Source organism: Bradyrhizobium sp., from assembly GCF_019242285.1.
Classification (GTDB): domain Bacteria; phylum Pseudomonadota; class Alphaproteobacteria; order Rhizobiales; family Xanthobacteraceae; genus Bradyrhizobium.
This window is the reverse complement of sequence record NZ_JAFAVV010000396.1, coordinates 1-22,320: the sequence shown is the minus strand read 5'-3', so window position 1 is coordinate 22,320 and position 22,320 is coordinate 1. Positions and strand designations below refer to the sequence as shown.

Annotated in this window: 15 protein-coding genes; 7 read left to right on the top strand and 8 right to left on the bottom strand. The window is 66.2% G+C overall.

Translation table 11 applies throughout. The annotated features are described in order from the left end of the window. Positions 1 to 152 precede the first annotated feature (152 nt). Together JOY90_RS15395 and JOY90_RS15390 are read left to right on the top strand one after the other, a co-directional pair. Positions 153 to 557, top strand: coding sequence for a hypothetical protein (locus JOY90_RS15395; protein WP_291691975.1), 405 nt, complete (start codon positions 153 to 155; stop codon positions 555 to 557). Continuing rightward, positions 554 to 1,765, top strand: coding sequence for a hypothetical protein (locus JOY90_RS15390; protein WP_291691974.1), 1,212 nt, complete (start codon positions 554 to 556; stop codon positions 1,763 to 1,765). The genes JOY90_RS15395 and JOY90_RS15390 overlap by 4 nt, the downstream gene beginning before the upstream one ends. A gap of 22 nt (positions 1,766 to 1,787) precedes the next feature. Here JOY90_RS15390 and JOY90_RS15385 read toward each other — a convergent pair whose 3' ends face one another. Both JOY90_RS15385 and JOY90_RS15380 read right to left on the bottom strand, forming a co-directional pair. Next, positions 1,788 to 4,163 (bottom strand): glucose/quinate/shikimate family membrane-bound PQQ-dependent dehydrogenase, encoded by a 2,376-nt coding sequence (locus tag JOY90_RS15385; protein ID WP_291691973.1) that lies wholly within the window; start codon positions 4,161 to 4,163, stop codon positions 1,788 to 1,790. Positions 4,164 to 4,370: 207 nt separating this feature from the next. Beyond that, the gene (locus JOY90_RS15380; protein WP_291691972.1) at positions 4,371 to 4,814 is read right to left on the bottom strand and encodes a DUF1566 domain-containing protein; all 444 of its coding nucleotides are present in this window, start codon (positions 4,812 to 4,814) and stop codon (positions 4,371 to 4,373) included. Between the two features lie 383 nt (positions 4,815 to 5,197). On the opposite strand from JOY90_RS15380, the gene JOY90_RS15375 reads away from it, so the two are divergent. The 5 genes from JOY90_RS15375 (at position 5,198) to JOY90_RS15355 (ending at position 12,223) form a co-directional block, all read left to right on the top strand. Next, entirely contained in the window at positions 5,198 to 6,946 is a 1,749-nt protein-coding gene (locus tag JOY90_RS15375) for a caspase family protein (RefSeq protein WP_291691971.1), read from the top strand. 63 nt (positions 6,947 to 7,009) lie between these two features. Next, positions 7,010 to 8,755: a hypothetical protein gene (locus JOY90_RS15370; RefSeq protein ID WP_291691970.1), complete on the top strand. Its 1,746-nt coding sequence runs from the start codon at positions 7,010 to 7,012 to the stop codon at positions 8,753 to 8,755. 35 nt (positions 8,756 to 8,790) lie between these two features. Beyond that, the gene (locus JOY90_RS15365) at positions 8,791 to 10,518 is read left to right on the top strand and encodes a caspase family protein (RefSeq protein WP_291691969.1); all 1,728 of its coding nucleotides are present in this window, start codon (positions 8,791 to 8,793) and stop codon (positions 10,516 to 10,518) included. Positions 10,519 to 10,540: 22 nt separating this feature from the next. Further along, positions 10,541 to 11,131 carry a DUF4384 domain-containing protein gene (locus JOY90_RS15360; protein ID WP_291691968.1) on the top strand — a complete coding sequence of 197 codons (591 nt, stop codon included), beginning with the start codon at positions 10,541 to 10,543 and terminating at the stop codon, positions 11,129 to 11,131. 78 nt (positions 11,132 to 11,209) lie between these two features. Next, positions 11,210 to 12,223: a DUF4424 domain-containing protein gene (locus tag JOY90_RS15355; protein ID WP_291691967.1), complete on the top strand. Its 1,014-nt coding sequence runs from the start codon at positions 11,210 to 11,212 to the stop codon at positions 12,221 to 12,223. Between the two features lie 303 nt (positions 12,224 to 12,526). Here the strand turns inward: JOY90_RS15355 and JOY90_RS15350 are convergent, their stop codons facing one another. Genes JOY90_RS15350 through tssK form a run of 6 tightly spaced genes read right to left on the bottom strand, consistent with a single transcriptional unit; the run spans position 12,527 to position 22,212 of the window. Next, positions 12,527 to 14,308, bottom strand: coding sequence for a serine/threonine-protein kinase (locus JOY90_RS15350; protein WP_291691966.1), 1,782 nt, complete (start codon positions 14,306 to 14,308; stop codon positions 12,527 to 12,529). Continuing rightward, on the bottom strand, positions 14,305 to 15,096 hold the full coding sequence (locus JOY90_RS15345; RefSeq protein WP_291691965.1) for a protein phosphatase 2C domain-containing protein: 792 nt from the start codon (positions 15,094 to 15,096) through the stop codon (positions 14,305 to 14,307). Before JOY90_RS15345 ends, JOY90_RS15350 begins: the two co-directional genes overlap by 4 nt. A gap of 47 nt (positions 15,097 to 15,143) precedes the next feature. Next, positions 15,144 to 15,836 carry a type VI secretion system-associated protein TagF gene (tagF, locus tag JOY90_RS15340; RefSeq protein ID WP_291691964.1) on the bottom strand — a complete coding sequence of 231 codons (693 nt, stop codon included), beginning with the start codon at positions 15,834 to 15,836 and terminating at the stop codon, positions 15,144 to 15,146. A gap of 8 nt (positions 15,837 to 15,844) precedes the next feature. Beyond that, entirely contained in the window at positions 15,845 to 19,348 is a 3,504-nt protein-coding gene (gene tssM, locus JOY90_RS15335) for a type VI secretion system membrane subunit TssM (protein WP_291691963.1), read from the bottom strand. A gap of 15 nt (positions 19,349 to 19,363) precedes the next feature. Beyond that, the gene (gene tssL / locus JOY90_RS15330) at positions 19,364 to 20,878 is read right to left on the bottom strand and encodes a type VI secretion system protein TssL, long form (RefSeq protein ID WP_291691962.1); all 1,515 of its coding nucleotides are present in this window, start codon (positions 20,876 to 20,878) and stop codon (positions 19,364 to 19,366) included. Further along, the gene (gene tssK, locus JOY90_RS15325) at positions 20,875 to 22,212 is read right to left on the bottom strand and encodes a type VI secretion system baseplate subunit TssK (RefSeq protein ID WP_291691961.1); all 1,338 of its coding nucleotides are present in this window, start codon (positions 22,210 to 22,212) and stop codon (positions 20,875 to 20,877) included. Before tssK ends, tssL begins: the two co-directional genes overlap by 4 nt. Positions 22,213 to 22,320: the final 108 nt, after the last annotated feature.

Below are 22,320 nucleotides of genomic sequence, written 5' to 3'. Positions count from 1 at the left end.
GGCTGATCATGCCTGCCGGAATCAATCGGGCCACGGCAACACATCATAGCCCGCGTGAGCGCAGCGATACGCGGGACCCGCGCATGATATCGCATCGTATGTCGCTTGGCTCATCCGGGTTACGCTTGCTGCCGCCGACAACGGAGGAGGCAATGACCGAAATCGTGAGGCTGTGGCGGGAGAGCCGATTGCCGATCAAGGACGGTGTGTATTTTGCCGACGGCCGGTCGTACGCCGTCGACGCGGTACACGGCCGTCTGAGCGTTGTCGAGCAGTTCGAGTTGGCAGAGATGTTGGCGGAGGACGCAGACTGGGTGACCAAGATCCATGTCACCCGGCAGGTGGTGGCGCCGGGCGGGTTCGCATGCGCCGGCGAGGGATCGTGGGGCTCGGAGGGGTTCTTCGGCCGGCTGAACGCCGATGAGCAACTTGTCTGGGTATGTTATTTATCCGAGGGCAATCCGTTCGACAGGGTTGTCGTGGCCGATGGGATGCTAACGGCAATGTCGACGTCCGGCCTGACGATCACGGTCGACCTGGACGCTCCCGTCGGATGACGATCGGGAAACCGCCAGGGACCTGCCTGCAAGGCTTCGAAATGAACAACCCTCTTCATCCGATGTTCGACCTGCTGACGCGGCATCCGACTCTGACCGTTCAATGTTCGGCCGACGACCGCAGCGCCGTCATTACATCTGCCGACGGCACGGGCTCGATGGACGTCGACTTCTGGGTGCAGCATCACACGCCGTGCGTAACCACCACCTATCGGCGGAGCGTGGTGTTCGCTCCGGGAGACCATCTGCACTACTGGATCGGCATCCGCGATTCCGGCGGAGTGGTGATCCATCGCGAATGCATCTGCGGTCTCGGCCGGCTGGGAGCGCTGGTTGATGAATGGATCGGCTCCGAGGTCGCGCTGCCGGGTCGGCTGAGGGTGGCGCCGACAGCAGTGCCTCCGCGTGCAGCGCTCGCAGGCCCTGTTCCCACGTTAAGCCAGGACATCGATGCGGCTTGCCTGCAGTCTTTGCCCGACCCAGCCGCCGCCGAACAGCGGGTGCGAATTGACGTGTCGCGCATCGACGTGAACGCCCTGCTGCAATCCTTTCCGCGAGACGGACGCGGCAGGTTGGCAACGAAGGTCAGGGCGCTGCTGGGCGCATACGGGCCTCCAACTCGCAAGCGGCAACCTTGCCTGCTGGTTACCTCAGCCGCAACCCAGCGCGCGATGCCCGCGTTGCGGGCGCATCTATCGATGGAATTTGCCACAAATCATCGCCTCGACTGGCGAAGCGCGCCATGGCTATGGACCGCTGCGCCACCGCCACCAACGACGCCAACGATTGAGCAGGCGCGGACCCTGCTCGCGCAAGGGCGGATCGAGGACGCCTGCGAGCCCTTCGGCGTTCAATTTTCGGCACCGCTGCGCCGGCTCGCGGCAGGGCAGCCTTTCCGGCGGTTTGTTCCAATCCAGCCGTCTTGGCCCGATGAATTGGCTGTCGTGCTGCGACAGTTGGCGCCTTGGCGCCTGCAGGATGGCCTGGCGCAGATCCACCGGCACCTTTGCAGCATCAACAAGCAGGAGCCCAGGCCCGGCTCCATTGAGCGCAAGCTGGTCTGGTTTTCCGGTCAGCGCCGACAGGCCAAATTCGGCCTAGGCGTGGGCCTGACGGCAGACGACAAGGCGGAACTACGCATCGTCGCTACCGCCTCCAATGAATACTTCCCGGAGCCGGACTGGCGGGACACGGCGGCGAACCCGTAGGCGACGGAGATGCCTCCCCCGTCTACTCCTTCAAAGCGTAGGCAATGACGTAGTCGCCGCGCCTGGTGCCGAACGAGCCGTGGCCACCCGCGGCGGTGACGACATATTGTCGGCCTTCGATCTCATAGGTCATCGGTGTCGACTGCGCGCCGGCCGGCAAGGAGGCTTCCCAGAGCACACGACCGGTGCGCACATCAAAGGCGCGGATGGCGTACTCGTACCAGCCGGTATAGAACGCGACGCCTCCGGCCGTCGTCAGCGGACCGCCGAGCATCGGTATGCCGAGCGTGATCGGCACCGGCAGGGGCGCGATGTCGCGGATGGTGCCGCTTGGATGCTGCCAAATGACCTTCATGGTCTTGAGATCGATGGCGGCCATGGTGCCCCAGGGCGGACGAAGGCAGGGCACGGAGACCGGCGACAGGAACGCATGCAGGTCGACGCCGAACGGCGCGCCGTACATCGGTTGCACGCCGATCTCGCTGCCGGTGGGATGTTCGGCGTTCGGCGCCGTCGGATTGTTCGGCCCCCGGGGAATGAGCTTCGACACGAACGGCATCGACATCGGATTTGCGATCGCGATCTGCCTGACCGGATCGACCGCGATTCCGCCCCACTCGAACATGCCGAGATTGCCCGGGAAAACCAGTGTCCCCTGCAGGGACGGCGGCGTGAAGGTGCCCTCGTAGCGCAATTGATGGAATTGGATGCGGCACAAGAGCTGGTCGAAGATCGTCGCACCCCACATGTCCGCACCCGTCAGCAGCGCGTCCGGACGGAACGTCAGTTCGGAGAACGGTTGCGTCGGCGCGGTACGATCGCCGGGAGCCGCGCCCTGCGGCACCGCACGTTCGGGCGCCGGCACGATCAATTCCCCATTGCGGCGGTCCAGAACGAAGAGATTGCCGGTCTTGGTCGGCTGGAGGATGGCGGGAACGACGCCTTTAGCCGTGGCGAGGTCGACCAGCGACGGTTGCGACGGCAGATCCATGTCCCAGAGATCATGATGCACGGTCTGATAGGACCAGGCCCGCTTTCCGGTATTGATGTCGAGTGCCACGAGCGAGCTGGCGTAACGCTCGGCGAGCGGATCGCGATTGCCGCCCCAGATGTCGGGCCCGTGATTGCCCATCGGCAGATAGACGAGATTGAGCTTGGGATCGTAGGAGGCGGTGATCCACGAGTTCGGCGAGCTGATCGTGTAGTGCTTGTCAGGCGACGGCAGCGCGTTCTCGTCCGCCGCTCCGGAATCCCAGGCCCAGATCAGCTTGCCGGTGTAGACATCGAAGCCCCGGACCACGCCCGAAGGCACTTCCGTCGAATAGTTGTCGATGACGGCCGCGGCGACGACGAGAATCCTGTCGCTGACCACCGGCGGCGAGGTGGGCTCGAAAAAGCCGGCGGTCGTAACCCCGAGTCCGTCCTGCAGATTGAGCGTGCCGTGATCACCGAAACTGTCGCATGGCCTGCCGCTATCGGCATCGACGGCGATCATGCGCCCGTCATTCACCGGCAGGAAGATCCGCCGCGGGCAGTCGGCCGGCGCGGGCTTACCGGAGCTGTCGACGGCACCGGCGGAAGTCTCGTGGTAGGAGACCCCGCGGCATGTCATGTGCTGGAAGGTCTTGTTGAACTGAAGTTTGGGATCGTAGGACCAGCGCTTCCTGCCCGTCTTGGCGTCGATCGCGAACAACACCTGGTGCTGCGAGCACAGATAGAGCGTGTCGCGCACCTTGATCGGCGTGACCTCGAAGGTCGTCTCGCCTGAATCATTCGGTGTCGCCTCGTCGCCGGTGCGGAACGTCCACGCCACCTGGAGATGTTTTGCGTTCTCGGCGGTGATCTGCTTCAGCGGAGAATAGCGTTGCCCGAACTGGGTGCGTCCGTAGGCTTGCCAGTCGCCATCCGGCTGCGGATCGGCCTCGCTTTGCGGCACATCGGCGCTCGTCGCCGCGACCGTGCCGTCGGTATCGTGGTCATGGCTGAAAAGGCCAACCACCAGCACCACGCTCGATATGGCAACCGCAACCCACAGCGGCGCGGTCGCACCTGCATAAGAGGTCGCGCGATCACGCAGCAGCCCACGGACGACCCAGGGCGTGAGCAGCCACAGCGCCATGGGAAAAATGACATCACCGCGGGCCGCAAGCGGCCACCAGTCGAAGCCGACCTCGTGGAGAGCCCAACCGAGCGTTACGAGCAGGACGACGGCGAACACCCACAACGCCGCGCGGGAACCGGCCTGCAAGAGGCCGCTGGTCACGAGAATGCCGAAACCCAGGACGATATAGAAGATCGAGCCGCCCAGCACCGCCAGCCAGGCGCCGCCGGCGGCGAGAACGAGACCGATCAGGGCAAACGCAATGACCGTGATGAGGACAGCCGCCGATCGTTGCATTGCCTACTCCAGTGAAACGCCGCACTGGCCGCGAACGCCTCACTATTTCCCCAGGCGAGGGTAGTCGTCAACGCAAAATCCGGCGGTTGTCCGTGCCGGCACATGACAACCTCGGCAGTTCGTTTCGTGGAACGCGCAGCCTGCGTGAGATGTTTCCCGTATCTCGCTCCGCTGATCCAAGCTGCACGTGCCCCAGGTCAATGCCGATTAGCGGCCGGTCCGCACCATGCGCACGGCAAACGGCGTTGCCTTCAGCAGATTCCACGTTGGCATGCCGGTGCGAAAGAACACGACCCACGCATAGGCTGGCCCGCTTGCGGTGCTGGTCCAGTACTGGATCGACGGCGTTCCGGGAAACAACGTTTCGTCGATCGCCGGCCGCTTGCAGTTATGCGCCACGATGCTTTGCAGCTCGTCTCGCTGCGGAAGTCGCCAGTTTGCATCACCTTGCAGACGAAGCCCCATGGCGCTGTCCCAATCCAGCAGCTTGACGGAGCCGGAGCACCCGCGATCTTCCGTCCACTGCTGCCCATAGCTGCATCGCGTCCAGGTGAGATCGGTGCCCTTGTCGTAGACGGTGTCACCGTGAGGCTCGAAGCGCGACGTCGGCGGCTCCGTTGGCTTTGCCGGGTCACATTCAGCCCGCACCATAGGGGACGTCGCCACGAGCGTGGCGCTCAGCGCTGCAGCCGCAACAAGACACCCGTGGGCCCTCATCCGTCGGCCTCCCTATCCACATGACGAGCCGGGAGTGAGGGCGCTTTCCTCTTTCCGAACGCGCGCCTCTTGCGTGCAATCAGACCAAGCCTCAACGATCGCTTGGCGCCGGAGCCAGGGCACGCTCGGCGGCGCCTCGCCGCTGTTCGCTATTGTACCGGTGTTTGTCGCCACAGGCCAAGGCCGGCCGATTGAAATCGCGTTGGCCAACCGACACTATTTTTCGCATGCCCAGCGAGAAGCAAGGCCATGTGGTCCGGTGATGCTCGGGAAGCGGCGGCGAACGCCGACGCCATGGCAGCTTTGGATATGTCGCCATGAATTCCCTTTGCAGATTTCTTCTCCTGGCCGCGCTCATGTTGGCCTGCCAGCCGGCCTGGGCCGAACGGCGCGTGGCGCTGGTGATCGGCAATTCCCACTATCCAAGCGAGGCGATGCTGCCGAACACGGCCCATGACGCCACCGCGCTGGCCGCGACTCTGAAAGGCGCCGGCTTCGACGTCGTCGATTCCAGGATCGACCTCCAGGCCGCCGACATGCGGCGGGCGCTGCGCGAGTTCTCCGATCTGGCCCGCGACGCCGACGTCGCCGTCGTCTACTACGCCGGTCACGGCATCGAGATGGACGGCACCAACTACCTGATCCCGACCGACGCCAGGCTCGAGCGGGACACGGACATCTATGACGAGGGTTTCTCGCTCGACCGCGTGCTGCAGGCGATCGAGCCGGCGCGGCAGCTCAGGCTCGTGATCGTCGATGCCTGCCGCAGCAATCCGTTCACGGACAAGATGAAGCGAACCGTCGCCACGCGGTCGGTGAGCCGCGGTCTCGCCCGGATCGAGCCGACCACCACCAACACGCTGGTCGCCTTCGCCGCCAAGGCCGGTTTCGTCGCCCTCGACGGCCTCAGCCAGAACAGCCCGTATGCGGCGGCCCTCATCAAGTACATCGCGAGGCCCGGCCTCGACCTGCGCAAGGCTTTCGGCTTCATCCGCGACGACGTCATGCTGGCCACGAGCAACAAGCAGGAGCCCTATGTCTACGGCTCGCTCGGCGGTGGCGATGTCGCGTTGATACCGGCCGCGCCCGTCGCATCGGCGCGGGTGCCCGAGGCCGTTTCCCCGTCCGACATCCGCCGGGACTTCGAGCTGGCCATGGACCTGAACAGCAAGGATGCCATGAATGCCTTCCTTGCGCAGCATCCGGAGGGCTATTACGCGAACCTCGCCAGGCTCGAGCTTGACAAGCTCGCAGCCGAGGAAAGGCCGGCTCCCGCGGCTCGACCGGCCGCGCAGGATCAGGCGCCGCCGGCCACCGACAGCGCGCCCGTGAGTACGAACGCTGCGCAACCGCAAATCGCCGCCACGGATGCATCCGCCAAAACGCCCATCGCCGGCCCGCCGGCCGCGAAGGCGCAGGCGCCGCAGCTCGCGGCGCTGGACGCCGGATCGCAGCAGGCCGACCTCGCAAGCTCGGTCCAGCGCGAATTGCGTCGCGTCGGCTGTCTGACCGCCGCAGCCGATGGCGAATGGAACGCCGCCTCGCAGCGCTCGCTGGCACTGTTCAACAAGCACGCGGGCACGAGACTGGACGTCAAGCTCGCGACGGCCGAGGCGCTCGATGCCATCAGGCTCAGGCCGGCGCGAGTCTGCCCGCTGCTCTGCGAGCACGGCTTCAAGGCCGACGGCGACACGTGCGGCCGGATCGTCTGCGCCCAGGGGTCCGTCCTCAACGACGACAATGAATGCGAGAAGCGCCGGACCCAGACCAAGGATGTCGCCAAGCGCGACGACCGCCGTGACCGTCGCGCACGGGCCGAGCGCGGCGATCGTCAAGGCCGCGCCGACACGTCGGTCGAGCAACTGAACTATCACATCCCCGGCTACGACATCGATGTGACCATTCCCCGGCCGCAAGCAGCGCCGCGTCGCTCGCAGTCGCAAGGGTCCGGCCAGATTTTCTGCGACGGCTGGGGCTGCCACCCGGTGGCGCGCGGCTGCCACATCGAGAGCCTCGGGTCGTTCGCGGCGCGGGCAACCGGCGGCCTCGGCGTCGTCTGCAATTGATTGGTGCACGATCGGGCCGCGATTGGCGGCTGACAGTTTGGTTCATCGAATTTCGAGGCGAACATGTTTCGTCGAAAGCGATTGCTTGGGATCTTCATGGTGGGCTGGACGACGGCCGTTGCCGGGGCCGCCGCCGCATCCGACATTTCCGACACCGTGGTACGGGAGTTCTCCGTCGGCACCGCCGCCACGGCGGTCGGCATCGCTCCCGCCGAGCAGGATGTCGAGCTGAACGGGCCGCAGGCGCTCACGTCCGACGCAGACGGCAACCTGTTCGTGCTCGACCAGATCAACGGCCGCATCCTCCGCTTCGATCCGAAGCAGCCCGGGAGCGATCCGAGCATCCTGCAGATGCCCTCGAATCTGCGGCCGAACGATCTCGTCATCTCCAAGGGCGGGATCCTGGTCTGGGACGGCTCGATTCGCACCCTCAAGGCTTCCGACGATCAATCGACCCGCGGCATCGACGACAACACGATCCAGCTCGAGGAAGTGGTCACCCGCGACCTCGACGATCAGTTCGCCGTCTCGGCTTTCGCGCAAGCCGGCTCGCAGGCGCCGGGCAGCGCCGCCGACCTGCTCGATCAGGGCTCCCGCGCCGCCGTGATCAAGAAGACCCGCCAGCCCGACCGGCAATACGTCGCGTCGCGCGGCCAGGGCTCGGTGATCGCCGACATCGTGCCGAGCAAGGGCGACAGCAGCGTCCGTATCGAGGTCCACAGCATGGACGGCAACGAGACCATCGCCCAGCTCTCGCTGCGCGTGCCGAACCGGCTGGGAGCGGTCGAGTTTCTCGACATCGACAACAGCGATCGCTTCTATGTCCTCGGCGAGAACGTCCCGGACTCGAAACGACGCTCCGCGACCTTCGTGGCGCGCTACGCCTCGAACGGCAAGCTGGAAGGCATCTATGAGCTGCCGCTGGAGGACACCCCGCTGACGCGGCGCTCGGTGACGATCTCCGGCGACGGCGACGTCTACTTCCTGCGCACCAAAGCCGACGCCGTCGACATCGTCGGCGTCGGCTTCCGGCCGCTCCGCAACGCATCGATGGTCGACCTCCGCCAGCCGCGCTCGCCGGCCAAGCATCAGCCCGAGGAGGAGGCCGACGACAAGCTCGATGCGGTGGCAGCCGTGCGGCCCTCCAACCGCCAGCAGACCGTGGAAACCGCCTTCGCCTTCGAGGGCCTGCAATGGAAATTGACGCCGGCGAATTACGGTCCCGATCCGGACATGTCCTGCAGCGGCTACAGCCGCATTCGCCGTCCCTGGTACCTGCAGGGCAAGCTCAACCAGGAGGTCCGCGGCGTGCCCTATTGCTGGGGCTGCCACGGCTCGCTGGCGAATTTCCGTCATCGCATCGAGGCCGGGACCATGGCCGGGAACGTCTGCACCCGCAACGCGCCGCGGGCCGACGTCGCGGGCGTGGACTGCTCCGCCTTCGTGAGCGCGGCCTGGGGCCTGTCGGTCCACTACACCACCGCCGCGATTCCGGCGATCGCCAAGCGGCTGGAGAACCCGTGGGACCTGAAGCCCGGCGACGCGCTGAACAAGCCGGGGTCGCACGTCATGCTGTTCCTGCGCTTCACCCCGGACCGCAAGGCCGAGGTGATGGAATCGTCGACCGGCGGCTGCAACGGCCGCGTCTGTCGCAACGTCTATCCGTTGTCCGCGCTGCTCGAGCGCGGCTACCTGCCGGTGCGGTTCCGCGGCCTGGCCGAGGACCAGACGGCGGTCGCAGCGAACGCCTATCAGGACGAGGACGCGCCGAGCGGGCGCTCGAAACGGTCGCGAACCGCGAAGCGATGAATGAACCGCGAGAAGATTTCGTCGAGGAATGAACCATGCCGTCTTGGAAGATCGTCTTCACCGCCGTACTGATTTCCGCGTCGGCTCTTCATGTCGAACGCGCATCGGCGGCGGCAGCATTGCAGCTCAGCAATCCCGACGGCGGCGAGATTCGCGCGCTCTCGATCGGCATCGACGACTATCAGCACGTCAAGAAATTGAGGGGAGCAGCCGCGGACGCTCGCGACATCAATTCCAGCCTGAAGGCCATGGGTGTCCGCGACGCCACGACCCTGATCGACGGCCAGGCCGACCGCCAGAGCGTGCTGCGCGAGATCAGCGCGATGGTCGGCCGCACCGCGAGCAACGACATCGTGATCCTCTCGATCGCCGGACACGGCTCGCAGGAACCCGAGCGCATCAAGGGATCGCAGCCCGACGGCATGGAGGACGTGTTCCTGCTGCCCGGCTTCGAGACGACTCCGGCAGGCTCGCAGCAGCGCATCCTCGGGGGCGAGTTCAACCACTTCATCCGGCAGTTCGAATTGCGCGGCGCCAAGGTCATCTTCGTCGCGGATACGTGCCATGGCGGCGGCATGGTCCGTGACATCGATCCGCGTGCCGCCGAGATGAGTTTTCGCGAAATTCCGCGCTACACCCTGCTGGTCGACCAGCTCAAGCCGGTTTCCGCTCCGAGCGATCCGCGCTCGGAGCTCGATCTCGACCGGACCGCCTTTCTCGCCGCGGTCGATCGCAGCACCAAGGCGCCGGAAGTCCGCATCCCCGGCACGGAGGGACTGCGCGGCGCGCTGAGCTATGCCTTCGCCCGCGCCATCGAAGGCAGCGCAGACACCGATCGCGATGGCAAGGTGACGCTCAAGGAGCTGTTCGCCAACATCCGCCAGGTCGTCTACCAGCTCTCCGACCAAAGGCAGGACCCGGTGACGATCACGTCTCCGAACCGGTCGCTCGATGCCGACGTCGCGTTCGGCCTCACCCGCGGCGTGACGCTGATCCAGGGACCGATCGAGGTCCCGCAGGCCCCGCCGCCAAAATCAATCGCATCGGCGTCGCTGCCGGCTGCCGCGAATGTCGCCACAGCCGGCACCGCACCGGTGCCCGCCGCGGGCCCGAAGCAGCCCGCCACGGAGCGAAGCGGCGTGCCGATCCGGCTCGCGGCGCTCGATGGCAAGACCAGCTACTTTCCCAGCCTGATCGCCCAGGACGCGGCGATCAGGCCCGTGCAGCCGACGGACAATCCCGATCTGATCTGGGATCCGGCGTCGCACGACGTGATCGCCTGGGGCGACGTCGTGGCCTATGGCGTCAACCTGCCCGATCTGCCGACCGTCATCGACCGCACGGCGGCGATCCGGACCCTGAAGGGCATGGCGACGCGATCTCCCCAGGTCATGCGGGTGTCGCCGGACGATCGGCTGCACCACGACAAGGAGACGGTCGATATCGATCTGTCCGACGTCGCCGGACGCGCCGTGGTGCTGTTCAACGTCTCCGGCGACGGCTCCATCCAGCTGCTCTATCCGCTCGGCTCGGATGCCTCGCTGCCACGATCGACCAACCTGCGGCTTCCGCTGCGCGTGGGAACGCCCTACGGAGCCGAGCAGGTGGTCGCGGTGACCTCGCAGCAGCGGATGGTCGACCTGGAGGAAGTGCTTCGGCAGATGAACCACCGCCGTGCCTCCGCGCGCGTCATCAGGAGCCTGGAGCAATACATGCCCGCCGATGCCCGCATCGGCTCGGTCGGCTTTTTCAGCGTGCCCTGATCCCATGCCGCGGAGAGCCTCGATGCGGACGAGCGGATTGGCATGGCGCCTCGGCGTTGCAGCCTTGTTTGCCGGCATCGTCGCCGGCGCCTCCGCGGCCGACCGGGACGGTGCCGTCGCCGGCATGCCGAATACGGCAAGACTGTCGTTGCGGATGAACCATGACCGTTCGGTCCCCATCGGCACGAAGCTCTCGTTCCGGATCACGGCGAAAAAGCCGGGCTATGTGCTGCTGATCGACATCGGCGCCGATGGCCGGATGTCCCAGATATTTCCCAGCCCCGAGATGCTGACGCAATCCCGGGAGGCGGCTGCGAATTTCATCAAGCCCGGCGAAGAGCTGACGATCCCGAGCCCGGCGGCCCGGAAGCGCGGCTTCGAATACGTGGTGACGCCGCCGACCGGGGAAGCAGCGATGGTCGCCGTGCTCAGCGACCGCCAGGTCCAGCTTCTCGACCTGCCCGACGATGCGCAGAAGCCGCGGAGCGAAGCGGACAACATCAATTACCTCGCGGAATGGACCAAGGAATTGCGCGTGCCGGATGCCGAGACCGGCAGGCTGCGGCCGAGCAACTGGTCGTTCGATGTCAGGCCCTATTCCATCAGCCCGTGAGCGACGCCCGGCTGCCCGGCGCCGTCCCCGGCCACCGGCATGCCGGGTCTTTCATCCAGGATGAGTAAAGGAGTGATCATGGACCGGCAGAAATTGAAATCGCACGCGATCGCTGTGGCCGGCGCCACGATGCTGACGGCCATGACCCCCGTCCGTGCCAATGATTCCGCTGCCGAACTCTCGATCGGCGGGCTCAAGTTCGTCCGCACCAACGCGGTCGCGATGGAGAGCGAGGATCTGCACATCTCGCTCGACCGCGTCACCGTGCGCTATCAGTTCGTCAACACGGCGCGAAAGCCCGTGACGCTCACCGTGGCCTTTCCGCTGCCCGACATCGACCTTTCGGAAGTGGAGAACGTCGCGCTTCCCTCGGCCGATCCGGTCAATTTCGTCGACTTCGAGACCAGGATCGACGGCGCGCCGGCGGAATTCCGGATCGACCAGCGCGCTATGGTCGGCGACAGGGACGTCAGCGCCCTTCTCACCCAGCTCAAGCTGCCGCTGCTGCCGATCGGAAGCCGGGAGATCCGCGTCGCCGAGCTGCCCGAAACCACACGAACGCAGCTCACCGATCAGGGCTTGCTGATGCCCGCGGGCACCAACGAGAAGGGCCGCCAGCAATATGCCGTGGCCTGGATTGCGAGGACATCCGCCGTCCGCCAGCAGACCTTTCCTCCGCACCACAGCGTCGTGGTCGAGCACCGCTACAAGCCGAGCGTCGGCACCAGTCCCGATACGATCCTGCGCGAGGCGTTCCGTTCCAACCGGTCGCTCGGCTCCGAGGTGGAACGCTACCGAAAGGAATACTGCGTCTCGGACGCCTTCCTGTCCGAGCTCGACAAGCGCGCGGCAAGCGCGGGCCGCGACGCCGCGATCGGGGAACGGCGGATCAACTACGTGCTGAAGACCGGCGCCAACTGGGCGGGCCCGATCGACTCGTTCAAGCTTTCGATTGATCCCGGCGCGAAGGACCGGCTGGTCAGCTTCTGCCCGGGCGCGCTGAAGCCAACCGCGCCGAACGCGCTGGAATACACCGCCACCGACTTCAAGCCTGAGACCGATTTGAAGATCCTGATCGTCGGCCGCTTCTGACCGTCGCCTGTGATGCTTCGCCCGATCAGCGTGCGAGGTGCGCTCCCTCTCCCCGCAGGCCGCATGACTATCGCATATGGAGGGCTATCGCATATGGGAAGAGTGGAGCGGTTGGGCTCACCCTCCCCTGGAGGGCAGGGTTATCGCATATGAGCTCGAGCCATCGGCACGACCGGTCACCCTCCCCCTCCAGGGGAGGGTGACGCATCGGTCGTGCCGATGGTTCGAGCTCGTACGCGATAGCCTGCCACAGGTGGGAGAGGTGCACTGAATCGCGGCAACCAAATTCGTCCCTCGTTCGACCTATTGATTTTCGTTCTTGATCCGAAAGTAGCGCGCTGACGTGGCCATCGTGACGTTGTTGCGCCGGGCCTCGCTGATCGCCTGCAGGAAAAACGTGTCGGCGGCCATGGGCCTCGGCTGCCGCAGGGAATCGAGCACCTGCGGCGTCGCCACGGCCATGACCAGTTGCGGGCTGTCGCCGCCGCCGCTGCGCCGGATCCCGATCGAGAACGACAGCGAGTCGGTGCCCGGTTTCAGGAGATAGGACAGGTTCTGCACCTCGCCGCCGTCGGACACCAGCAGCAACTCGACGACGCGGTTGGCGAAATTCTCGATGGAGCCGCTGAGCGCCTCCCCGTTCCGGACCTCGACGGAGTCGAGATTGATGCGCGGCGCCCGCGCCATGTTGCTGCCGAGCTGGCCGAGAAACCTGATCGCCGGACACTGCGCCGGCGTCACCAGCCGGACGCCGATCGACGCCTCGAAGCCGAAGTCGCGCCGGAAGCTCCTGTCGAGCGTCTCGAAGGCGGGAATCGACGCGCCGAAGCCCTCTATGACCGCCGCGCTCGCGCTGATCGCAACCGGAAGAGCAAGGAAGCACTCGCCTCCGTCATACTGCTCGACATAGCGGCGGATCCGATCGGTGCGGGCAGCCGTATCGCCCGCCGGCGGCACGGGGGCCGTCGGCCGCAACACCGGCAGCGACGGCTTCGGCTGCTGCAGGTCCGCCTGGGATTTCTCGCCGAAGGCCGGCAAGGGCGGAGGCTTGACCAGGACTGGCGCCGACCAGACCAGCGCGTGGAAGGAATAGGCCGCCGCGCCGGTCACGGCGACAAGGATGCTAGCTGCGACACCCCACCAGATCGAGCGACGGCGCGGGGCCGCCGCTTTCGCCCACTCGGGCCGCCGCACCGAAATCTCGGTGCGCTCCAGCCGCCCGAGGGCCGGCGGCCGTGCCGCGCCCCGCCAATCGGCAATCTCCGCCATGGTCGCAGGCCGGTGCGCGGGATCCGGTTGCAGCATGCGTTCGAGCAGCGGGCGGATCCTGAGATCGATACCGCCGAGGTCGGGCACGCGCCGACGCTTTTCGACCAGTTGCAATTGGCTGCCGCCCATGTCGAGCTTCCGTCCGGTCAAGGCCTGGAACAGCAGCAGGCCGAGACTGTAGATGTCGGACTTTGCCGTGACTTCCCCGCCGTAGAGGCCGACCTGTTCCGGCGAGACATAGTTGTCCTTGCCCGCGAATCCGGAGCCGATGATGGTCTTGTCATCGAGGCGGGTGGAGCGGGCGATGCCGAAATCGATGATCTTGGCCCGCGTCACGTCGCCGAGCGGGACGATGATGTTGTCGGGAGACACGTCGCGATGGATGATGCCGCGCTCATGCGCTGCATGGAGTCCCGAGGCGATGCGTCGCATCAATCTGACCAGCGCCTCGAAGGTGAGCGGGCCGTCGGCGAGAACGTCCGACAACGACCGGCCGTCGATGAATTCCATGGCCAGATAGGGCCGCTGCAGCGACGGCTCGACCGAGAACAGGAAGTAGCGCACGATTGCGTCGTGCAACAGATGATGAAGCGCCGCCGCCTCCCGCTTGAACAGCGCCAACGCGGCCTCGTTCTCCGCCATCTCCGGCAGCAGCATCTTGATCGCCACGGTGGCGCCGGTCTGGATCTCATGGCACTTGTAGACTTCGCCCATGCCGCCGGCGCCGATCATCCGATCGATTTCATAGATGCCGTTCAGGCGCGTCCCGGGCGCCACGCCGCGATACGCGGTCCGAAACGACTCTCCGGGATTCATGACCGCCATACTCCGGAAGCCCTGGTGGCAGGCGTGTTCGTCGGCTCGCATGAGCGGAGCGCGGCCGCCAGCAGCCGAACGATCACGACCGTCACATTGTCCAGCCCGCCCCGATCGAGCGCGAGCGCGAGCATCTGCTCGCAGGCGGCTCGCGCGTTGCGGTCCGACGCGTATTGGAGAATCTCCTCGTTGCGCAGGTGCCGGGTCAGGCCATCGCTGCAGATCACGAAGACGTCGCCCGGGTCGACCGAGCCGGTGACCACCTCGAGCTCCAGATCCTCGGCGACGCCGACCGCGCGGGTGATCACGTTATTGGGCCAGTTCGCCGCGTCCTGGCGGGAGAGCGCTCCGGCCGCGACCAGCTCCTCGAGCTCCGTGTGGTCTCGCGAGAGCTGCCGGATCGCGCCGCGCTTGATCAGGTAGACCCGGCTGTCGCCGGCCCAGACGCAGGCATAATGCCTGTCACGAATGAGCAGAACCGCCGCGGTGGTGCCGATCGTCGCGCCGCGGCGGCTGCGGCTCAAGGCCATGATCTCCTGATTGGCACGGAAGATCCGGCTCTCGCACTGTTCCAATAGATCGCGCGCTGCCGCCGGCTGCTCGATCGTGTCGAGCGATTCGACCAGGATCCGGCTCGCCAACTCGCCGGCCTCGTGCCCGCCCATGCCGTCGGCCACCGCCCACAATCCGGTGTCGGTGCGCACGAGGCACGAGTCCTCATTGCGCTCGCGCACCTTGCCGGCATGGGTCGCGCTGCCAACGTCGAAACTCAAGGGCGGTACTTCCATCTGCCTGCGTCACCTCGTTTCGCGATCTGGAAGGTCGATCCGGGCTTTCACGTCGGATGGACGGCCGGGCCCAGATCTCCGGTCAGCAGCGCGCCATAGCGGTACGGATCGGGCAGGCCTCGGCAGCTCAGGGCCAGCGGCGGGAAATCGCCGCCGCCGACCGTCCACCAGAAGCTGGCGGCGGCATAGGTCGCAGGGCTTGCGGCACGAAGCGCCGACAGCGCCAGCGCGAAATCCGTTCCCGCCATCACCATGCCCGCCATGTCGTCGCCGAGCGGCACGATGCCCGGCTCTGCGGCAGCACAGGGTCTCGTCGGTGGCGCCGGCAACGCATCCAGGCGGGACGCGATGTCGTCGAATGCAACATCCTGCGCCAGCGTCGAGAGCACGAATTTCTCCGCGGCGCCGAACCACTCCTCCAGCGCGTCGGCGTCCGGCGGCGAAATCGCGGCGCCGGGCTCCGCTGCCGCGTGCAACGTCAGGGGATAATAGCGCCCCATGCCGTCGAGCGACGACATCATCACACCCGCGACCGTGGTGCCGCAAATGCCGGCGCCGAGCCAGAACCGCCATAGCGGCGCGGTGAGAAACGCCTTCTGCCAGCGGTCCCCCAGTTGATGGCGGCTCGCCGACAGCGAGGCCTGCACCCAGGGCTCCCAGGCTTCGAGAAAGCTTCGTGGCGTCGCCAGCGCGATGAAATCGCGCTTGGCGCCGAGTTTTCCGAACAGACCGCAGCGCATGACTATGCTCAAATTGCGTTGGGACAGCGAAACTCCCTGAGCTTCGCCAGGTTGAGTGGATTGCGGACCGAGCCCGTCGAGATCTGATAGTTGAGCTCCTGGCCGGCCACGATGAAGCTCGCGTTCGCGGTCTCGCCTTTGGCACTGAGCGAGCCGGCCTCCAGCATCCGGAACATCGACCAGGGACCGGTTCGTTCGAGCACCGAGGGCGGTCCGCCGTCGCTCGAGACCGAGATCGCGGTCCGGGACGAAGGACCGGGCCACTGCACCGTCGCCGGCGCGGCGCTCGCGGGCGACGCGCCGATCGCCGGCGCGCTCGGACTGGCGATCACGGCGCCGCCGATCTCCGTCTTGATGTCGACACCCGAAGCGGCGCTGCGCGGCGGGCTGATCGACAGCGATACCACGGGCATGCTGCCGCCGGTCTGGAAGAACGCGTCCCTGATATAGGCGGCGTTCTGGAACTGCTTCAGCGTGTCCGGCGAAAGCGAGCGGCCGACGGGACTGTCCTTGCGCCAGACCCAGTCGGGCCGCGACGTATCCGCATAGGGCGCAAGCGACTGGGAGAAGAACCGGTCCATGATCCCGTTCGGGCTGAACAGCTTGGCGAAATCGCCGATCGCGACCTCCTGGCTGCTGCCCCGCACGAAAGGATAGCGACTGGCGACCGTCTGCTGGCAGACCGGGGTCACCTGGTCGCGCAGCGATTGCTGCAACTCTCCCGCGGTCGAAGCCGCGATGCTGCCTTCGAACTCGGCGGCCGCGCCGCGGAGCATGTCGGAGAAAGGCGGCGGCATCCGCGCCGCATTGTTGCGCAGCGCAGCCACCTGCGGCTGCAGCGACGCCGTCGCCTGCGCCGTCATCTGCGGATTCTCGACGATCAGGGTGAGGTTCTGCGCGATGTCGTTCAGATTGGCGACGACCGAATCGATCGGCCGGCGGGTGCTGTCGCCCTCCAGCACCGAATGATAGGGCTTGAACTGCGCCTCGATCGCGGCCCCGGGCGTGCCGTCCTGGGTGTTGAACAGCGCTGCCGACGGCCGCGTAAGCGCGTCGGCCTGCGCCGGCGGCTTGCCGGACTTGGTCCGCTCCTTGGTGAGCGCGGTTTCGTCGCGGATCGATTCGAGGAGCTGGCGCAGCGGCGATGTCGGCGCCGACAGCGCCCGCATCGCGTCGTATTTGGGCTTGTCCGCCAGCAGCTTCTTCAGGCGGAAGCTTCCCAGCGCCGTACGCCAGGTGAGGACGAAATCGTTGGAATAGACGTTGAGGAGATCCTTGGGCAACGCATCATATTGCTGGCCGATCGCGGCCTGCTGTCCGGCCTCGCCGAGCACCCAGCGATCGCGATTCATCCGTTCCGACAATCCGGCGAGCTTTGCGATGAAGAGCTGCTGGAAGCCGTCATAGGTGAAGAAGGCGGGAACGCGGATGCTGTCGAGCGGCTGCCCCGTCATGCCTTCGAAGACGACGGAAGCATCGGGACCGGCTTTGCGCGCCACGATCCAGTCATCCGCCGCGGAAGCGCGCGCTTCCGATTTCAGGAACTCGTAAGCCCGCTCGGCAACGCTGAGACGGGCAAGCGAATTCTGCGCCTGGCGGATCAGGCGACCGTCGAGCTCGACCAGCGGCGGCTGTCCGCTGTCCAGATCGAACATCGCGGCGAGATGGTCGTCGAGCAGCCGGCGTCCCTCCGTGTTGGCCGCGCCCGGATAGAGATTGTCGGTCCAGTCCCGCTGCATCCAGGATCTGATCAGGGCGCGATCCGGCGGATGCTGGCCGCCGAGCATCAGATAGACCTTCAACGCTTCGTAGACGAAGGCCGGCTCGTCGATCTTTGCGTTGAGCTGCTCCTCCAGCCGGTACAACAGGCGCGGCCGGAACATGCGCTCGAGCGCGGTGTGATAGGCCGCATTCGACGCCGACAACAGCCTCTGGTGCTGGCCGAGCCCATAGCGCTCCGACAACGGCACCTGCCTGTCGCGCGTCGCGTAGCCTGCCGGCGCATTGCGCAGGCGATGCAGCAGCGGCAGGATCCTGTCGAGGTCGTGGTCCGCGATCAGGGTCTGCTTGATCGGCACCGACCCGGCCGAGGCATAGTCGCCGTCGACCTGCACGGACTGCTCGATCAGGTCGGAGTTCTTCTTGTAGCTGGTGAGCCAAGCGACGCTCAGTCCGAGCGCGCACAGCCCGATCAGCGACAGCGCCGCGGTCTTGATGATCAGCGCGCGCCGCACCGCGGCGCGGTCCGTGGAAACCCAGTCGGCTTCGCCGATGATGACCTTGGTGATCAGGTTGGTGAGAAAGAAGCTCTTGCCCGATCCCTGATAGGTCCCAGCCGCGACCTCCTCCGCACCGAACGTGCGCGCCAGCGTCCCGATCAACTGATCGATCGGCGTGCCCTGCTGCGTTCCCGAGGTGAAATAGAAGCCGCGCAGGCTGGCGTTGACGTGATAACGGGTCGGCTCGAAGATCCGGTTGAGGAAATCGTGGATCTGTGGCTTCAGCCGCGCCATCTGAGCCGCGAAGCCGAAGAGCTGGACCCGATGCGGCGGCGCCGGCTCGTCCTGAAGCCGGTCAAGCGTGTCCTCGCTGAGGCGTTCCAGCAGGAGATCGAACTCCTGGGGAACGTCGCCGATCAGATTCCTGTTCTTGTCGGCGGTCTGGAACGTCGCGCCCCAGACCTGCCGGCGGCTGGCCTCGTTGAGGTGGCCGAAATATTCCGAGAAGCCCGCGACCAGATCGGCCTTGGTGAACAGAGCATAGACCGGAAAGCGCACCTTGAGCCGCTCATGCAGCTCCAACAGCCGCCTGCGGATCGCTTCCGAATGGGCTGCGAGGTCCTGCCGCGACAGCGTGAGGATATCCTCGATGCTGATCGCGACCAGCACGCCATTGATCGGCTGCCGCGGCCGGCTCTTCTTCAACAGGTCGAGGAAGGAGAACCAGCTTTCCTTGTCGCTCCGCGCATCGGAATCCTGCGTCGTGTAGCGTCCTGCGGTATCGATCAGGACGGCCTCTTCGGTGAACCACCAGTCGCAGTAGCGCGTACCGCCGATGCCGGCGACCGCGGCCGGCGTCGCGCCACGCGCCAGCGGGAATTTCAAGCCGGAATTGACCAGCGCCGTGGTCTTGCCGGCGCCGGGAGGACCGATGATGACGTACCATGGCAGGTCGTAGAGATAGCCCGACTTGTTGCCGCTCGCAGCCTTCAGCGTCGCCAGCGCGTCCTTCATGCGCTCCTTGAGCACAGGCTCGTCGCTCGCGGCCTGCTCGTCGCCGCTGATGCCGTCCGCGATCTGCTTCGCGGCCTTGCGGCGCTTGAAAAGGGTGAAGCCGGCCATGCTTGCGGCGCCGGCGACGAGGAGCACGACGACGATTTCGCGAAGAATGTAATTTTCGAGCGGACGCCAGCCGCCGATGGAGATGAAGGGGCCGGCAAAGTAGACGACGGCCGCCAGCGAGGCGAGCCCCAGGCCGCTCAGGACGATACCGACGATCCGCCTTGAAAGCATGCGATCCACCTTCGGCTACTCGCTGCGTTCGATGAAGATTTCGACGCGCCGGTTCCTGGCGCGCCCCTCTGGTGTCGTGTTGCTGGCGATCGGGGCGTCTGGCCCCTTGCCCTCGATCACGAACCGGCTCGAATCGGTGAGGCTCGGCTTGAGCACCGCAGCGACGGCGTGCGCGCGCTCGACCGAAAGCTCGAAATTAGTGGGGAAGCGGACGGTGTGCATCGGCGAATTGTCGGTATGACCGACGATCTTGATGCGGCCGGGCTCCCTGTCGAGGGTGGCGGCGACGCGCGCTGCGACCGGTTTGAAGGCGGCGAGCACCGTGGCCTCTCCCGATTCGAACAGGATGAGATCGCAGACCCGGATGACGATGAAGCTGCCGGCGTAGTCCGCCGTCATCGCGCACGCGGTCTTCTCCGCCGCCAGCGCGCTGCGGATCCGCTGCAGCTGGGTGATGCGCTCGGGAGACGGTGGTGGCGGCGGCGGAGGCGGCGGGGCGATCACGCGGCGCTTCACTTCGATCGGATCGGCGGGGTGCAGCGCCAGCGCCACCGCGGCGGCATTCTCGGCGCCGGCCGACAGCAGCGCTCGCAAGGTGAAGTAGCCCGCCATCAGCAGGGCCGCGACGACAGCGGCGACCATCCACACCGGCACGCGCACGCGTTGCCGCCGATTCGCCAGCTCCTGGCCGCGCCAGTGCGGCGACAGATCGGCGTCGGTTTTCGGGCGAACCCGGCGCAGCGTTTCGTAGAGATTGCGCTGGATCACCTGCAGGCTGGCGACGCCGTTCGGCTGCGTGCGGTGCATGCCCTGGAAGCCGAGCGCCAGGCAGGCATGCTGCAGCTCGAGCACCGGATAGTTGACCAGCGGATCGGCCTTGAGACGGTCGAGGATCTCGAAGAACCTCACGCCGCCGACGCGCTCGCCGAAAAAGCGGCTCAGCATCGAATATTGCGTCCAGACGTGACGTTCGTCGGTCGGAATGTGCTGCACGATATCGTCGGCGGTCGCGCACAGCACGTATTTCGCGGTGTTGGCCTGCTCCTCGGAGATGCCGGCCGAGCGGATGTCGGTCTCGAAGAATTTCACGGCGTCGGCGACCTGCTCCATCAGATGGGCGAACGACGCGCGCATCAGCGCGATGCGCAATCGGCCGAGCAGTTGCAGGAGCGGCCCGGCAGCGCGCATGATCGGATTGGCGTTGGGTGCCGCCAGTTCGTCGACGCGCAGCATCGGCCCGCTCGGCGCCGCGACCGGCATCGGCTGCGGCGCCGGTGGCGTCGAGACCCACGCCTCAGGCGCGGCGGTGACAGGTGGAGAGGCATAGCCGGACGCCTGCGGCGAATAGGCCGAGGACGGGCTGATCGACGGCGGCGTCGGGGAATACGCCGGTCGCGGTGGCGTCCGCCCGGGCTCGGCTTGCGGCGGACCGGGATCGGGCGCCTGCGGCAGCCTGCCGCCAGGATTGGGACGTATCACCGTCCGCTCGACGCGGCCGAACGGATTGGCCGGTTTGTTCCTGTCGTTCATTGGCGGTTTTCCAGAATCGCCCACAGATGCAATTCGAGCTCCGGCCACTCACCCGAGAAGTGCATGCCGATCGACGCTGCCGTGCTGTATTCCGGCCACAGCGGCGATTTGCGATCGAGGTAGAAATAGACGTGATCGGTGATGGCGCGGATGTGAGGTGGTGGCGTCGGCAGATGCACCAGCGGCACGCCCGGCAGGTTGGCATGCACGATCTCGTTCATCTTGGTGTTGGGCCCGACCTTGAACAAATGCGGAAAGTCGTTCTGGATCTCGACCAGCGGACGGCGTGCGGCGACCTCGAGGACCAGCGTGGCAGTGCGGAACAGCGAGCGGTCGCGAATCGGCGATGAGAATGCGTTCGGCCTGAGCTGGATGATCTCGAGCCGGATCGCGCGCCGGCCGAGCTGCGCACTCAGGAAATCCTGCAGATCGCGCATCACGGGTCCGAAGACGTTCTCGAGGTCATCCTGGTCGTACCGCGGATAGACGCGGGCGCGTCGCTCGGCGGTGGCGAAGGTCGCAAGCTCGCCGACGAGCCTCAGGAATTCCTCGAACAGCCGCTCGGGGTGGACATAGCTCGAGCCCTGGAGATGCCTGAGCGCCGCGACGTGCCGATTGAGCAGTTGCAGGACCAGATATTCGACGCTCTGCAGGCCGCCGCCCGCCGTCGGGTCGGCCGCGTAGCGCGCGAGCTCCTCGAGCTTGTTGTCGATCCAGCCGAGCGCCCGATCGATCCAGCCTTCGACCGCGGGATGGGCGTGACACACCAGGACCGGCGGGACATATTTCTCGTCGAACACGATGGTCTTGTCGCGGACCTCGGTGATCCGCGCGATGCCGAGGCTGATGTAGCCCGACTTGGCGGTCCTGCGCAGCTCGAAGCCGAGGCGCGGGAACGCCACGTCGATCTCCTCCTCGACCCGCACGGTCGACGAGGAATCGATGAAGGTCTCGGCGCCGACGACAAAACGGCTCGCGCTCTCCGACTCCTGGTCGTCGATTTCACGCGTGTTGACGGAGGCGATCGGCATCGAAAGCCAGACGATCTGGCCGGCCGCCGTCTCCGGCACGGCAATCGCCGCAGGCAAGGGACTGTCGGCCGGGATGTTGAAGGGCGCGCCGTCCGGCATCACCCCGGCGGCTCGCCGCAACGCGAACTTGCTTTGCTGGGTCAGATCGCGATCGATCTCGAGCTCGGAGAAGCCCCATGGATACGGCGTGGCGGATCGCACCCGCGATTCGAGCAGGTGCTCATGATAGCGGTCGTTCTGCTGCAGGTGATGCGGCCTGAGGAAGAGGCCTTCCGACCACGCCACCTTGGTGTACCAGGACATTATCGGATCTTTCGAAAATTGCCGGACATCTTCATTCGCCGCCGTAACATCGCGCAAAGTAATTCATGAACGCGTCGAGCATCCCGTTGTCATGACGCCCGGCCTGCG

Excerpts from the sequence above, each read along its gene's own strand:
- JOY90_RS15395 (WP_291691975.1), top strand. The coding sequence starts at position 153 with ATGACCGAAATCGTGAGGCTGTGGCGGGAGAGCCGATTGCCGATCAAG.
- JOY90_RS15390 (WP_291691974.1), top strand. The coding sequence starts at position 554 with ATGACGATCGGGAAACCGCCAGGGACCTGCCTGCAAGGCTTCGAAATG.
- JOY90_RS15385 (WP_291691973.1), bottom strand. The coding sequence starts at position 4,163 with ATGCAACGATCGGCGGCTGTCCTCATCACGGTCATTGCGTTTGCCCTG.
- JOY90_RS15380 (WP_291691972.1), bottom strand. The coding sequence starts at position 4,814 with ATGGTGCGGGCTGAATGTGACCCGGCAAAGCCAACGGAGCCGCCGACG.
- JOY90_RS15375 (WP_291691971.1), top strand. The coding sequence starts at position 5,198 with ATGAATTCCCTTTGCAGATTTCTTCTCCTGGCCGCGCTCATGTTGGCC.
- JOY90_RS15370 (WP_291691970.1), top strand. The coding sequence starts at position 7,010 with ATGTTTCGTCGAAAGCGATTGCTTGGGATCTTCATGGTGGGCTGGACG.
- JOY90_RS15365 (WP_291691969.1), top strand. The coding sequence starts at position 8,791 with ATGCCGTCTTGGAAGATCGTCTTCACCGCCGTACTGATTTCCGCGTCG.
- JOY90_RS15360 (WP_291691968.1), top strand. The coding sequence starts at position 10,541 with ATGCGGACGAGCGGATTGGCATGGCGCCTCGGCGTTGCAGCCTTGTTT.
- JOY90_RS15355 (WP_291691967.1), top strand. The coding sequence starts at position 11,210 with ATGGACCGGCAGAAATTGAAATCGCACGCGATCGCTGTGGCCGGCGCC.
- JOY90_RS15350 (WP_291691966.1), bottom strand. The coding sequence starts at position 14,308 with ATGAATCCCGGAGAGTCGTTTCGGACCGCGTATCGCGGCGTGGCGCCC.
- JOY90_RS15345 (WP_291691965.1), bottom strand. The coding sequence starts at position 15,096 with ATGGAAGTACCGCCCTTGAGTTTCGACGTTGGCAGCGCGACCCATGCC.
- tagF (WP_291691964.1), bottom strand. The coding sequence starts at position 15,836 with ATGCGCTGCGGTCTGTTCGGAAAACTCGGCGCCAAGCGCGATTTCATC.
- tssM (WP_291691963.1), bottom strand. The coding sequence starts at position 19,348 with ATGCTTTCAAGGCGGATCGTCGGTATCGTCCTGAGCGGCCTGGGGCTC.
- tssL (WP_291691962.1), bottom strand. The coding sequence starts at position 20,878 with ATGAACGACAGGAACAAACCGGCCAATCCGTTCGGCCGCGTCGAGCGG.
- tssK (WP_291691961.1), bottom strand. The coding sequence starts at position 22,212 with ATGTCCTGGTACACCAAGGTGGCGTGGTCGGAAGGCCTCTTCCTCAGG.